We start from the raw sequence: 13,562 nt of genomic DNA, 5'->3' as shown, positions 1-13,562 counted from the left end.
TCAGATCGTCGGGCAGTGATCATGATCACCGCGTCTCCGGCCGGTGGCGGGGAAGCCGGAGCACGAAGCGTGCGCCGTGGTCGCTGTCCTCGATCCGCAGGCTGCCTCCGTGCGCGTCGGCGATCTTCCGGGCGATCGCCAGCCCGAGCCCGCTGCCTCCCGCGTCCTTGCTGCGGGCGGCGTCCAGCCGGGTGAACCGCTGGAAGACGATCTCGCGCTTGTCCGGGTCGATGCCGGGCCCGTCGTCGATGACCTCCAGCACCGCGCCGCCGCGCGGCGAGCGCTCGTCGTCCTCGGGTTCGACCTTCACGGTGATCGTGCTCGCCGCGTGCCGGTCGGCGTTGTCGAGCAGATTGGTGAGCAGGCGGCCCAGGCGCATCCGGTCACCCAGCACCATCACGCCGGGTTCGGCCCTGCACGTGAGGTTCTTGGTCGTCTGGTGGCGCGCGCACTCCTGGTCCGCCAGTTCGGCGAGGTCGAGGGGCACGAGCACAGCAGGTGCGCCCGCGTCCAGCCTGGCGATGGTCAGGAGGTCGGAGACGATCGACTCCAGCCGTTTCAGGCTGGGCATGAGCTTGTCTCCCAAGCCGGTCACGCTGGTCTCCTCGGGCGCCAGCAGGGCGTCCTCCACCTCGGCGTGCATCGCGGCGATGGGGCTTCGCAGGTCGTGGGAGGCGTCGGAGGCGAACTGGCGCTGCCGCGCCATCGCCGTGTCCAGGCGGCTCAGGGTGTGGTTGATGCTGGCGGCGAGGTCGTGGATCTCGTCCTCACTGGGCGGTACGGGCACCCGGCGTGAGGGGCAGGAGGCGTTGATCGCGTCCAGCTCTTTCCGGATGGCGTCCACCGGTCGCAGTGACGCGGTGGCGATCCGGTTGCCGAGGTAGGTGATGGCAGCCGCCAGCACGGCCGCCGACCCGATGACCAGAGCGGCCAGCCAGGGCGCGACCCACCAGGGCACCACCGGGGAGGAGACGTAGACGGTCCAGCGTCCCTCCGGCCGCCGCGCCGACTCCGCGACCACGACGGCGCACCGGCCGGGCCCGAAGACGCCGCCGCACACCTCTTCCTCCCTGATGTTCTGGCCGTCCGGGACGAACGTCACCATCGGCGGCTTGCCGCGCAGCGCCGGCGTCGACTCGACGACGCGCCCCCGATGGTCGACGATCTGGACGTTCCGGCCGGGCTGCTGGGTAAGGGGGCCTCGCACGCTTCCGTGGTCCTCCACCGTGATGGCCACACGTCCGCCGGCCGCGCGCACCTCCGAGCTGAGGGCGCCGGCGGCGTACCAGTGGATCGCATTCATCAGGACCACGGCCAGCAGCGTGCACAGCAACGCCGATACCACGCCGGTGAAGAGAGTTACGCGCCCGGTGATCGAGATATTGCGACTGACGTTCATCCTGGGCCCCCCTTCGGCCGGTCCACGCCCTCACGTGATGTGCGGGGAACGTCCACATTCGGATCCGGGGGATGACACGAAGGTGGACAACTGATGTAAATCCAGCCCATATCGAGCGTATCTACACGTCACCCGCAGACGACACACAGGACGTGAGGGGAACCGCCCCGTCAGCCCCACCGCACACGCGTGCGGCGTGTCACGAAGCGGTACGCGCGGCCCCGGCGGGCGCCTGATCGCCGGCCTGGTCACGCTCGACGTGGTCGGCGTGGTAGAGACCCTCGGCCAGAAGACGGCGTACGTGTTCGTCGGCCGCGCGGTAGTAGACGAAAGTGCCCTCGCGACGGCCCTTGACGAGCCCCGCCAGGCGCAGCTTGGCCAGGTGCTGACTGACCGCGGCGGGGGCGGCGTCGGCGAGTTCGGCCAGGCACGCCACTGACGACTCCCCTTGCAGCAGCGCCCACAAGATCTTGATACGCGTGGGATCGGACAGCAGCCGGAACGATTCGGCGGCCAGGTGCACCTGTTCCTCGTCAGGCATGTCGAAGTCGGTCAGCGAGGTGTGCATGCACCTCAGCATACCGCCGGACCCTCCTGCTTGCATATCTGCGTGAATGCGCATATACGGTACTTTAGTGACTACGGACCTGAGAACGGCCCTCGCCGCCCCGGCCGCGGCGGCGAAGGCCCGGCCGCGCACTTGGTGGCGGTCCGGGGCGGGCTCGCTGATGGAGGTGCGCTGGGCCATCGCGGCCACCGCACTGTTCGCCGCCGGCGGCCTGGCCCAGCTCTCCGGGGCGCCACCCTGGCTGTGGTGGACCCTTTATCTGGCCTGCTACGCCGCCGGCGGCTGGGAGCCGGGCCTGGCCGGGCTGAAGGCACTGCGCGAGAAGACGCTGGACGTCGATCTGCTGATGGTCGCCGCGGCGATCGGCGCGGCGGCGATCGGGCAGGTCTTCGACGGCGCACTGCTGATCGTCATCTTCGCCACCTCCGGCGCGCTGGAGGCGGTGGCCACCAAGCGCACGGAGGACTCCGTACGCGGCCTGCTGGATCTGGCGCCCGACCAGGCCACCCGCATCGCCGGCAGCGGCGAGGAGGAGGTCGTGGCGGCCGCCGACCTGCGCGTGGGCGACGTCATCCTCGTACGACCCGGCGAGCGCATCGGCGCCGACGGACGGGTGACGGCCGGGACCAGCGACGTCGACCAGGCGAACATCACCGGCGAGAGCCTGCCCGTGGACAAACAGGCAGGCGACGACGTGTTCGCCGGCACCTTGAACGGCACCGGCGCGCTGCGCGTCCAGGTCACCCGGCCGGCGTCGGAGACGGTGATCGCCCGGATCGTGGCGATGGTCGAGCAGGCCGCCGCCACCAAGGGCCGCACGCAGCTGTTCATCGAGAAGGTCGAGCAGCGCTACTCCGTCGTCATGGTCGCCGCCACGGTCGCCCTGTTCGTGCTGCCCCTGTTGTGGGGCACACCGGTGCGGGACAGCCTGCTGCGGGCCATGACGTTCATGATCGTGGCTTCACCGTGCGCGGTCGTGCTGGCCACCATGCCGCCCCTGCTGGCCGCCATCGCCACCGCCGGACGCAACGGCGTGCTGGTCAAGTCCGCGGTGGTGATGGAGCAACTGGCCGACGTCACCCACGTCGCCTTCGACAAGACCGGCACCCTGACCGAAGGCCGCCCGCACGTGGCCCATGTGCGGGCCCTCACCGGCAGTTCCAAGAGCGGGCCGGACGACCGGCTGCTCGCGCTCGCGGCCGCGGCGGAGCGGGGCTCGGAACACCCGCTGGGCCGTGCCATCGTCGCCGCGGCCCACCACAAGGGGCTGACTCCGCCCACAGCCACCGACTTCGCGTCCCTACCCGGTCGAGGCGTACGCGCCCGGGCCGACGGCCACGCGATCGAGATCGGCAGTCCCGTCCACCTGCTCGGCGAGACCACGCCCGGCGACTCCGCAGCGCAGGCACGCGCGGTGGTGGCCGAGCTCGAGGACGAGGGGCACAGCGCCGTACTGATGCTTCTGGACGGCCGCCCCGCCGCGGTGCTCGGCCTGGCCGACCGGGTGCGCGACGGCGCCGCCGCGGCGGTCGCACAACTGACCGGCCTGACCGGTCATGCTCCAGTGCTCCTCACCGGCGACAACTCTCGCGCGGCAGCCCTTGTCGCCGGCCAGGCCGGGATCACCGACGTGCGGGCGGGCCTGCTGCCCGAGGACAAGGTGACCTTGGTGCGCGAGATGCAGCAGCGCCAGGCGCGGGTGGCGCTGGTGGGCGACGGCGTCAACGACGCCCCCGCCCTGGCCACCGCCCACGCCGGGATCGCGATGGGCCGCGCCGGCGCCGACCTCACCCTGGACGCCGCCGACGCGGTCATCACCCGCGACGACCTGGCCACCGTCCCCACTGTGCTCGCCCTCGCCCGGCGCGCCCGCCGCCTGGTCGTCGCCAACCTCGTCATCGCCGGCACCTTCATCGCGGTGCTGGTGGCCTGGGACCTGTTCGGCGATCTGCCGCTTCCGCTCGGCGTGGCCGGCCACGAGGGCTCCACCGTCATCGTCGGACTCAACGGGCTACGGCTCCTGCGCAAAGCCGCCTGGCGCCGCGCCGCGGCCACCGGGGGACGTCCTCTTCCCCGCTGAGGTGCGACTGCCGGGGGTCGGCACCAGAAATGCTGCTGTTACTCTCAGTAGTCAGTCATGTGTGTATTGTCAAGATCGCTCCTGCGGCCACGCGAGCACGCGTGGGTTCGTCGTGCTGCTCGGAGCACTCACATTCGCGCATCTGTGGTCTCATGCCAGCAGATCGCCGATCATGTGGCGTCGGATGCGCTCACGGCCGTGAGCCACAGCGAACACGAACATGAACACGATCACGACGGTGAGCGGGCGCACTCGCACCTTTTCGTGGTCTCCGCCACGAGCGCCGCTCAGACGGGGCAGGGCGAGTGGTCGGCCGTGACGGTCCCTCCCCGAGACACCGAGCGTGACATGGCGCCGATCCCGATGGGACGCGCGCCGCCCGCCGGCCACCGTGGGCGCGCCGCGCTCACCCGGACACTCGAGGTGTGCCGCTGCTGATGCGGACGTGTACGTCACCGTCCTCAACAGTCAGCGACCTGGCGCGGCATGCGCCGAAATGAGTGTTCATCATGACTTCATCCATCACCGAACTCACCAAGACGCACCTGGTGGGACGTACACCTGTCTGCTGGATCGGAGAGCCGTTCGCCTCCGGCGGCCGTGGTTTCTGGGCCAAGCTCGAAGGCGCCAACCCCGGCGGGCTGAAGGACCGGGCCGCGCTGCACATCGTCAGGCGGGCCAGGGCGCGCGGGCAGCTCGCTCCCGGCGCGATGATCGTCGAGTCCACGTCAGGAACGTCCGGGCTCGGGCTGGCGCTGGCCGGCATCGTGTACGGCCATCCGGTCACCGTCGTGTCCGACCCCGGCATGGAGGCGATCATCGAGACCCTGCTCGTCTCCTATGGTGTACGTGTCGAGACCGTCCTGCGGGCCCACCCCTCCGGCGGCTGGCAACATGCGCGCCTGGACCGTGTGGCCCAGTTGATGGCGCGGCACCCCGGCGCGTACTGCCCTGACCAGTACAGCAACCCGGACAACGTCGAGGCCTACGCGGGCCTCGCCGACGAGCTCGCCGAGCGGCTCGGCCGAATCGACGTGCTGGTGTGCAGCGTGGGCACCGGCGGGCATTCGGCGGGGATCGCCAGGCGCCTGCGCCTTCGCCACCCGGCGTTGCGCCTGGTGGGAGTGGACTCGATCGGTTCCACGATCTTCGGACAGCCGGCGCGGCCCCGCCTGATGCGCGGCCTGGGCAGCAGCATCCATCCGCGCAACGTCGCCCACGACGCCTTCGACGAGGTGCACTGGGTGGCCCCGCACGAAGCCGTGTGGGCCAGCCGCACCCTCGCCCACACCCACTACGCGACCGGTGGCTGGAGCGTGGGCGCGGTCACCGTCGTGGCCTCCTGGTACGCCAGGACCACCCCGTCCGGCGTCCGCGTCGCCGCCGTCTTTCCCGACGGCCCGGCCCGCTACCACACGACCGTGTTCGACGACGCGTACTGCGCCGAGCACGACCTCCTCGGCCGTCCACCGGCCGCCGAGCCCGACGAGGTCAAGGACTCCGGCGAGGCCGAGGTCACCCGGTGGACCCGCATGGTGATGCCCTACCTCGCCGGCCACCTGGCCGACGGGTCGCCCGCCCTGCTCGTCGCCTCGGTCATGACGGGGTTCGCCGGAGCGCTGTTCAATCCGGCGGTGCATGCGTACCTCGCCCACGGCTCGGGCGAGCGCAGGGTGGAGGCTTTCGCCCTGTTCAACGTCTTCTGTCAGGCGGGGATCCTGCTGGGCCCGCTGATCGGCGTGGCGCTGCTCTCGGTCGACTTCCGGCTGGTCTGCGTGGTGGCGGCCGGTGTGTTCGCGGCCCTCACCCTGCTGCAGTTGTCCGCCCTGCCGCCGTTCCGCGATGAGGAGCGGCGCGGCGGCGTGCGGGCGGACTGGGGGCGCGTCGTGGCGAACCGGCCGTTCCGGATGTTCGCGCTGGCCATGGTCGGCTCGTACGTGTTGTCGTTCCAGATCTACCTGGCGCTGCCGCTGGCACTGGGTGACGATGGGGCCGTCAGCGCGCTGTTCGTCGTGTCGGCGCTGGTGGCCCTGCTGGGGCAGATGCGCGTCACCGACTGGGCGCGCGGACGGTGGACGACCTCGCAGGCCATGGCCCGCGGGCTGGGCCTGATGGGGCTCGCCTTCGTGCCACTGATCCCGTACGGGGTCGCGGGCGCGCCGGTGCCCCTGGCCGCCGCGCTGGCCTGCACCGCGCTGCTCACGCTGGGCACGGTGCTGGCCTACCCGTTCGAGATGGACACCGTCGTGGCGCTGTCGGGCGGGCACCGGGTGGCCACCCACTACGGCTTCTACAACACGGTGGCCGGCCTCGGCGTCGCCGCGGGCAACCTCGCGGTGGGCCGGCTGCTCGATCTCGGACCGGCCTGGGCCTGGACCACGCTCGCCCTCACGGGGGCGGCGAGCGCGGTGGCCGTGCGGCGGCTCGACCGGGAGCTCGGCGGTCACCGGGCCGGGGTCACCGTCTCCTCCGGCTAGCGATGCGTCGCCGGCGCCGCGTGGTGCTCGAATCCTTCGACGGCCTGTGGATCGGTGTGCACGGTGGCGGAACGGAGGCGGGGCAGGTCATGGATGAGCCGGTGCTCCGCCTCCACCGCGATCGCGTGCGCGCCGATCAGGGTCTCGTCATGGCCGACCACGATGTCGACCTCGGCGTGCAGGGCGTGGCCGACCCAGCGCGGCCGTACCGCGCCCACGTCCCGGACGCCGGGGGTGTCGCGGAGGCGGCGATCGGGAAGCCCAGCGCCGCGCCCCCGGCTCCGAGCAGCACGGCCAGCGCGGTGAAACCGTCGGCACGGGCATGCAGGCCGTCCGCCACCAGCGCCGCCGAGCCGATCTCGCGCCCGACCTTGATCCGATAGCGCGCCACCCACTCGTTGCCGGCGAAGCCGATCACGCCCGCCGCCGCGACCCACCACAGAGCCCGCACGTCCTGCGGGTCCATCAGCCGCGGTGTCGCCGCTCTCCTGCCCACCCAGAACGCGATGGCCAGGGGTAGGGCCGTCAGGGCGTCGGCGAAGTTGTGCAACGTGTCGCCCAGCAGGGCCACCGATCCCGACTACGCTGGCCCCGTGGCAACCGCACCCGATCAGGACGGCGTTTCTCCCCACCCCCTGACCGCGTCCGACCGGGCACGAAGAGCCGCCTGGGGTGCGCTCGCGCTGTTCCTGGCCGCGTTCGCCGTCTTCGAGAGCCAGAAGTACGGCCTGCCGACCACCGCCGCCATGCTGCTGTTCCTCGTCCTGCCGGACTTGGCCCGGCTGGCGGGCGTCCGGCCACCAGGCCCGCTGCACCAGGCTGTGCACCGCGTCTGGATCCCGCTGCTGGTGCTGGTCGGCTACACGTTCGGGCCGGTTGTGTGGCCGCCGCTGTTCACCGCCGGCCTCGGCTGGCTCACGCGCATTGCCGCCGAACGCGCACTCGGCCGCGGCCTACGGCGCTGATACGGCGAAGTCGGTGTGAGTTCACTGGGCGGCGGTGATCTGCCGACCCGCAGAAGGTGGCCGGCGCGGCGACGTGCACAGGCACAGAAGGAGCAGCCAGCGGCACCGGCCAGGTGTCGTGGATCGGCTTGCCGTGGTGAGGTCAATGGCTGGTCAGTCCGGACAGATCTCGCGGGGAGGCTGTAGGCGCCCGAGTCTGGGGCGACGGCGATACGGCTCAGCGTGATGTCTCAGGATCAGCGGCCTAGTCGCGTGGATCTGAGCGGAGGGACGGTGGGAAGCGCAGCACCCAACGCCGCTGCCATGGGGTTTCGACGGCCCGTCGATGATGGTGCTCGCGTGTCCAGGCGACGGCGTCAGCCGGGTCGAGACCCGCCAGGATCGCCAGGCAGGCGACGACCGTGCCGGTGCGGCCGACCCCACCCCCGCAGGCGACCTCCACCGCGGCACCCGCCCGCGCTCGCTCGTACAGCGCATGGATCTGCTGTACGGCCCCGTCGCGGTCGCGGGGCAGCAGAAAGTCGGGCCACTGGATCCATGCGTGCGGCCACTGCAGCCCACCCTCGTGGCGGCGGCGCAGCCCGTCGGATCCCAGGTAAAGGCCGAACTCGGGCGTGGGCCCCTCCGGCAGCGGATGACGAAGGCCGCGACCGCGGATCAAGGTGCCGTCGGGGAGCCGGAAGGCGCCTACGAGCGGCGGCCCGCCCACCGGTCGGGCTGTCGTGCTGTCCACGGAGTCATTCATGGGGTGCTCCTTGTGTCCTGCAGAAAGTCGTTTCAGCGAGCGGTGCTGTCAAGCCGCCGCCGTTCGCGGTGATTCGCGACATTGATCCGGTTACCGCACACGTCGGGCCTGCAGTAGATGCGACGCCCCCCGCGGCTGATGTCGACGAACACCCCTCGGCAGCCCGGGGCGGCGCAGGCGCGGAAACGGTCGTGCCCGAGCGCCCGGACGGCGCCGAGCAACCCGATGCCGATGAGCGCGGCCAACTCCTCGGCCAGCGGCGCGCCCGGCCTGGTCGGGACGTACCACTGCCACCGCCCCGTGGGGTCGCGCTCCAGCACCGGCCTGAGTCCTGCCCGCCCGGCCAGCACGGCGCCACCCGCGACGGCCTGGTCATCCGTCTCGGTCTCCACGACGCCGCGCACCTCCCGGCGCAGCAGGTGAACCTGGCGGACGTCGTCGTCGTTCGGCAGACGCCCGTCCACGGAGTCGAGGCGCAGCCCGTGCCCTGCGAGGAACTCCATCAACGCGTCTGGGGTCGGCAGCGCCTCGCCTGCCGCGGCCTGCACGGTGGGTGAGGTGTTGGCCAGATCGCCTGCCAGAGTCGCCCCGACCACGTAGTCGGTGATGGAGATCCGCACGCTTCGCCTCGTCTCGGTAACCGAATAAATCGAACTATATCCCTTACACGCAGGCAACCGGATGCAGCATCGGCAGCCCGGCCGGCGACCGGGCCCGGGACTACCTGGCCGGGCAACTGCGCGTGGCAGGGCTGGAGGTTGAGATTCAACCTCGGTCGGTGCCCGTTCCGCGTCGGGGGCTGGCGACGTTCGGCCAGGTCGACAACATCGTGGGCCGGCTGCGGGGAACGGACTCGACCGGCACCGTGCTCATCGCCGCGCACTATGACTCCGCAGCCATGGGACCGGGCGCCTCCGACGACGGCGCCGCGGTGGCCTCGATGCTCGAGACCGTCCGGGCGCTGCGCGGCGGCCCCGGCCTGCGTAACGACATCGTGCTGCTCGTGTCGGACGGTGAGGAGGACGGCGTGCTCGGCGCCGAGGCCTTCGTCCGCGAGCACCCCCTGGGCAAGGCCGGCGGCGTGCTGCTGAACTGGGAGGCGCGCGGGGTCAGCGGCCCCTCACTGATGTTCGAGACCTCCGCGAACAACGCCCGCCTGGTCGAGACGTTCACAGGCGCCGTCCCCGCCCCGCGCGGCCACTCCGCCATGGTGGAGCTGTATCGGCTGCTGCCGAACAACACGGACTTCACCCCTCTGACCAAGGGCGGCTTCGCCGGCATGAACTTCGCCTACATCCAGCGTTCCTCGCTGTATCACACCGCGGGCGACTCCATCGCCAACCTCAACCGGGGCAGCCTGCAACACCACGGCAGCAACATGCTGGCGCTGGTGCGCGCCCTCGATCACGACGTCACCTACTTCCGCGCGCTCGGCATCATGATCACGTATCCCGATCAGCTCGTCTGGCCGCTGGCGGTGCTGACCGTCGTCGCGGTGGCGGGCCTGGCGCTGCCGGCACGCGCCAAGCGGTCGCTGAGCCTGCCCCGGTTGGTCGCGGCGACGGCCTCGGCCGTGGTGCCGTTGGCGGTGTCGGCCGCCTTGGCGCAAGGGCTGTGGGAACTGCTGGTGTCGTGGCGGCCTGCCTACGACCTGATGGGCGGGCTGCTGCACCGCCCTCGGCCGTACCAGGCGGCGATCGTGGTCCTGTGCGCGCTGACGGTCCTCGGCTGGTACCTGGTGCTCCGCCGCAGATTGGGCCCGGCAGCGCTGACGGTGGGGGCGCTGACCTGGCTCGCCGGGCTGGGCCTGCTGTGCGCCCACGTCGCTCCGGGGGCGTCTTTCCTGTTCGCCCTGCCGGCGCTGACGGGCTCGCTCGGCTGGCTGGCCGCTGTCCTGCTCCGCACGCCTGCCTGGGCGCAAACGGTCGTGGCGATGCTGGGCCCGGTCACGGCCGCCATGCTGCTGCCGTCCCTGGCCGGGAACGTCTTCGACGGGATGGGGCTGGCGCTCGGCGGGGTGAGCGCACTGGTGCTGGCCTTGTTCGGGCTGATCGTCGTGCCGATCGCGGAGTCGTCCCTGCCTGATCTCGCCACCCGGCCGAAGAGAGCCACCGTCCTCGCAGTGCCCCTGACGGCTCTTGTCCTCACGGCGGGGCTGGTCGCGGCCGGGCTCGTGGTGGACGACTTCGACGCCGACCGGCGGCGGCGCATGCATCTGGCGTACGTCATGGACGCCGCCACCCGTACCGCCCACTGGGTCAGCGCCGACGTGGACCCGGCGCAGTGGACCAAGCGGTACGTGTCCGGCCATGACACCGCCGCGCTGCCCCCCGGGTACGCACGCGGCACGCTGTGGACCGGACAGGCACCGGCGATCGCCGCCGAGGGACCGCGAGCAGACGTCCTGGCCCACAGCCGGGACACGCTGAAACTGCACGTGACCGCCGGGAAGGGCGCGCGCTCGGTGACGCTACGGCTCGACCAGCCGATGACCCACGCCACCGCATCGGCCGGCCGGTTCGGGTCGGCGAGCGTGCCCGTCACCGGCACACGAGTCGGCACGTGGCCCTCGGAGATCCGTTTCCGCGGCATCCCCGCCCGGGGAGTCCAGATCACCGTGCGCATACCGGGAAAGGAGCGGATCGGCCTCACGGTGATCGCCGAGACCGACGGGCTGACCACGGTGCCGGGCTTCGTCCCCAGACCTCCCGACCTGGTCGCCGCCACCAGGGAGGACGGTGATCTCGCCGCGGTCACGCGCAGTTACACGCTGACCAGGGACTCCTGAATCCCGGGACGAGGCGGTTCCCTGGTATTCAGCTCCCGCCGCCGCTCCCTGTTCCATTATGGACGATATCGTCTATTATGGCTCCAATGTGAAGGTGCCGGTCAGCCAAGGAACGTGGCGTCATGGCCGCCAGACGCGCTGCTGCTCCGAACCACCGATGGCCGGTGTGGCCTGCCAAGGAATGCCACGCCAGACTCCAGAGTCCAATTGATTCGCGCCGGTTCGTGGGCGACCACGTCCTCATCAGCGCCGGCTCGGGACGCTGCGGCAGGGAGTCACCACCACGGATCCGACGCCGCCGGCGACCTTCTCCGCGACGTTCACGACCGGGCGGACGGCTGGGACGGCCATGCCCAACCAGGCGTCCTCAAATGTCACGTATGGGAGGTGCGCTGATGCAGGGTTTCGGAGGCGTGCCTCTTGACATCTTCGACGCGGTTCCCGCAGGCGTAGCAGTGACCAGCGGCCCCGAGCATCGACTGATCTACATGAACTACGCCTATCAGGAGATCGTCAGCGCCCGGCGCCTCGGGATGCCGATCCGGGAAGTGTTCGCAGACCTTCGCCAGCAAAGCTATTTCGCACTCTTCGATCAGGTACTCGAAACAGGCGAGAGTGTGAGTCTCAACGAGATGCCGTTCGAACTTGGCGACCGTTCATCGGAACGCGAGCGTTTCACCTCGACCAGCTTGTCGAAGATCTCGTTGGGGAACGAGGAGGGCCTGCTCGTCGTGAGTCTGGAAGTCACCAGCCAGGTCGATCCCGCCCACGGCCTCGACTCGATCATCAGAGAGCGGCGCAGGTTCCTGCAGCGCTATCAAAGCCTGCTCCAGCTCAAGACGCAGGCGGTATGGGTGACCGACGCCATGGGCGGGGTGAGTGAGCCGAGCGCCGGCTGGCGGCGGCTGACCGGGCAGTCGTGGGAGGAACACCGCGGCAACGGCTGGCTGAACGCCGTGTGCCCCGACGATCGCGAGCTCGCCATGGAGACCTGGGCCAGCGCGGTGGAGCGGCACGACCGCCTGGACCAAGTCTTCCGCGTGCGGACCGCTGACCGCGTCTATCGGCATGTTCGCGTGCGCGGCGTGCCCATCGTCGAGAACGGCGAGGTGGTCGAGTGGGTCGGCACCGTCACCGACATCGAGCAGGAGTGGGCGGAGCAACGGCGCAGAGAGCTGCTGGGCCGGGCGGCGGCTGCCACCGCGGACCTCGCCGACCTGGACGAGGTGTTGCGCGCGCTCTCCGAGGTGATCGTGCCGGCCGTCTCCGACGGATGCGGCATCTACCTCCTGTCCGAGATGGAGGACGAGTCGGTCACCTCCCCGTTCATCGCCGAGCGGGTCGCGAACACGGTGCGCGACGGCCTGCTGACGCGCCCGCCGCTGCGCATCGAACGGTTCGAGCCCGACAGCGACATCGCCAAGGTGATCAGGACCAGGCGGCCGATCCGCAGCACGTTTCCCCCGGGAGCGCCGCCGCCCGGCGCCCCGCCGGCGGGCGCGGAGGAGTGGTTCGCCGCGGTCGGGGCCAACAGCACGGCGGTGGTGCCGGTGGTCGTGGACGGCTCGGTCGCGGCGGTGGTGGCGGCCACGGTGTGCGGCGACCGCGAGCCGCTCACCGCCGCCGACGTCGACCTGCTGGCCCGCATGCTGGACCACGCGCACGCCCACCTCAGCAACGCCATGCGCTTCCAGCGCACCCAGCGCGTCGCGCTCGCGTTGCAGAACTACCTGCTGCCCGACCCCCCGCGGGTGCCGGGCCTGGAGATCGCCGCCCGCTACCGCGCCAGCGCCACCGCGGCGGAGATCGGCGGCGACTGGTACGACTCGTTCGTGTCACCCGACGGCTCGACGATCCTGACGATCGGCGACGTGGCCGGGCACGACCTCGCGGCCGCCGTCACCATGAGCCAGCTGCGCAACATGCTCAGAGGCCTGGCGATGGACCGCCGCGAACCTCCCGGCGACATCCTGCGCCGCCTGAACATCGCCACCGAACTCCTCGACGACGAGGACACCGCCACCTGCATCCTGGCCCGCGTGGAGGGTCAGGACGAGAGCGCGCGATGGGTGCGCTACTCGGTGGCCGGCCATCCACCGCCCCTGCTGGTCACGCCGGAGGGCGAGGCGCGCTACCTCGAAGGCGCCGTCAACCCCATGCTCGGCGTGGCCTACGACATGCCGCGCACCACCGCCGTCGCGTCGCTGCCACCCGGCAGCACGCTGCTGCTCTACACCGACGGCCTGGTGGAGATGCCGGGCGAACACCTCGACGCCGGCCTGGAACGACTACGACTCGCCGCCGCCTCGATGGCCCGCGAGCCGCTGGACGTCTTCTGCGACCTGCTCCTCACCCGCCTGCCCATGGCGGGCAAGGACGACATCGGCATGATCGCTGCACGGCTACCCGACCCCGGTCCGGTGGACTGACCGCTTCCCGTCGAGTGCGGACGGAGACCCGCTGACGGGATCTCGGTCCACACGTGGCTCAGCTCTGCAAGTGCCGCTTCTTGTCGCCGCTTTCGGCCGCTCCAAGGCAAG

Annotated in this window: 11 protein-coding genes; 5 read left to right on the top strand and 6 right to left on the bottom strand. The window is 71.1% G+C overall.

Annotated features, from left to right (window positions below):
• Nucleotides 1-25: 25 nt before the first annotated feature.
• Together C1J01_RS01310 and C1J01_RS01305 are read right to left on the bottom strand one after the other, a co-directional pair.
• The gene (locus tag C1J01_RS01310; protein WP_146615430.1) at nt 26-1,399 is read right to left on the bottom strand and encodes a sensor histidine kinase; all 1,374 of its coding nucleotides are present in this window, start codon (nt 1,397-1,399) and stop codon (nt 26-28) included.
• Nucleotides 1,400-1,598: 199 nt separating this feature from the next.
• Complete coding sequence (locus C1J01_RS01305; protein WP_111175256.1) at nt 1,599-1,967, bottom strand: ArsR/SmtB family transcription factor; 369 nt, start codon at nt 1,965-1,967, stop codon at nt 1,599-1,601.
• Between the two features lie 67 nt (nt 1,968-2,034).
• Here C1J01_RS01305 and C1J01_RS01300 point away from each other — a divergent pair, with 67 nt between their 5' ends.
• Together C1J01_RS01300 and C1J01_RS53420 are read left to right on the top strand one after the other, a co-directional pair.
• Complete coding sequence (locus C1J01_RS01300) at nt 2,035-4,047, top strand: heavy metal translocating P-type ATPase (RefSeq protein WP_328589583.1); 2,013 nt, start codon at nt 2,035-2,037, stop codon at nt 4,045-4,047.
• Between the two features lie 509 nt (nt 4,048-4,556).
• On the top strand, nt 4,557-6,524 hold the full coding sequence (locus C1J01_RS53420; RefSeq protein ID WP_111175192.1) for a pyridoxal-phosphate dependent enzyme: 1,968 nt from the start codon (nt 4,557-4,559) through the stop codon (nt 6,522-6,524).
• On the opposite strand, the gene C1J01_RS51805 is transcribed toward C1J01_RS53420, so the two are convergent.
• Complete coding sequence (locus C1J01_RS51805) at nt 6,521-6,742, bottom strand: cation transporter dimerization domain-containing protein (protein WP_235854165.1); 222 nt, start codon at nt 6,740-6,742, stop codon at nt 6,521-6,523. The two genes, C1J01_RS53420 and C1J01_RS51805, sit on opposite strands and share 4 nt — an antisense overlap.
• Nucleotides 6,661-7,095, bottom strand: coding sequence for a cation efflux transmembrane domain-containing protein (locus C1J01_RS01290; protein WP_235854164.1), 435 nt, complete (start codon nt 7,093-7,095; stop codon nt 6,661-6,663). Before C1J01_RS01290 ends, C1J01_RS51805 begins: the two co-directional genes overlap by 82 nt.
• A gap of 22 nt (nt 7,096-7,117) precedes the next feature.
• Here C1J01_RS01290 and C1J01_RS01285 point away from each other — a divergent pair, with 22 nt between their 5' ends.
• Entirely contained in the window at nt 7,118-7,489 is a 372-nt protein-coding gene (locus C1J01_RS01285) for a hypothetical protein (protein WP_220039675.1), read from the top strand.
• Between the two features lie 244 nt (nt 7,490-7,733).
• Here the strand turns inward: C1J01_RS01285 and C1J01_RS01280 are convergent, their stop codons facing one another.
• Together C1J01_RS01280 and C1J01_RS01275 are read right to left on the bottom strand one after the other, a co-directional pair.
• Nucleotides 7,734-8,234, bottom strand: coding sequence for a phosphatase domain-containing protein (locus tag C1J01_RS01280; protein WP_111175191.1), 501 nt, complete (start codon nt 8,232-8,234; stop codon nt 7,734-7,736).
• A gap of 32 nt (nt 8,235-8,266) precedes the next feature.
• The gene (locus C1J01_RS01275; protein WP_111175190.1) at nt 8,267-8,854 is read right to left on the bottom strand and encodes a CGNR zinc finger domain-containing protein; all 588 of its coding nucleotides are present in this window, start codon (nt 8,852-8,854) and stop codon (nt 8,267-8,269) included.
• A 158-nt stretch (nt 8,855-9,012) separates the two neighbouring features.
• Here C1J01_RS01275 and C1J01_RS01270 point away from each other — a divergent pair, with 158 nt between their 5' ends.
• Together C1J01_RS01270 and C1J01_RS01265 are read left to right on the top strand one after the other, a co-directional pair.
• Nucleotides 9,013-11,022 (top strand): M28 family peptidase, encoded by a 2,010-nt coding sequence (locus C1J01_RS01270; RefSeq protein ID WP_235854163.1) that lies wholly within the window; start codon nt 9,013-9,015, stop codon nt 11,020-11,022.
• 371 nt (nt 11,023-11,393) lie between these two features.
• Nucleotides 11,394-13,451, top strand: a complete 2,058-nt coding sequence (locus tag C1J01_RS01265; protein ID WP_328589582.1) for a SpoIIE family protein phosphatase — start codon at nt 11,394-11,396, stop codon at nt 13,449-13,451.
• The last annotated feature ends 111 nt before the right edge of the window (nt 13,452-13,562 follow it).

The organism is Nonomuraea aridisoli (assembly GCF_003236395.1).
Taxonomy (GTDB): Bacteria; Actinomycetota; Actinomycetes; order Streptosporangiales; family Streptosporangiaceae; genus Nonomuraea; species Nonomuraea aridisoli.
This window is presented reverse-complemented; position numbering and strand designations above follow the sequence as displayed.

Coding starts and splice junctions, on each gene's coding strand:
- C1J01_RS01310 (WP_146615430.1), bottom strand. CDS start 1,399: ATGAACGTCAGTCGCAATATCTCGATCACCGGGCGCGTAACTCTCTTC.
- C1J01_RS53420 (WP_111175192.1), top strand. CDS start 4,557: ATGACTTCATCCATCACCGAACTCACCAAGACGCACCTGGTGGGACGT.
- C1J01_RS01265 (WP_328589582.1), top strand. CDS start 11,394: ATGTCACGTATGGGAGGTGCGCTGATGCAGGGTTTCGGAGGCGTGCCT.
- C1J01_RS01280 (WP_111175191.1), bottom strand. CDS start 8,234: ATGAATGACTCCGTGGACAGCACGACAGCCCGACCGGTGGGCGGGCCG.
- C1J01_RS01305 (WP_111175256.1), bottom strand. CDS start 1,967: ATGCACACCTCGCTGACCGACTTCGACATGCCTGACGAGGAACAGGTG.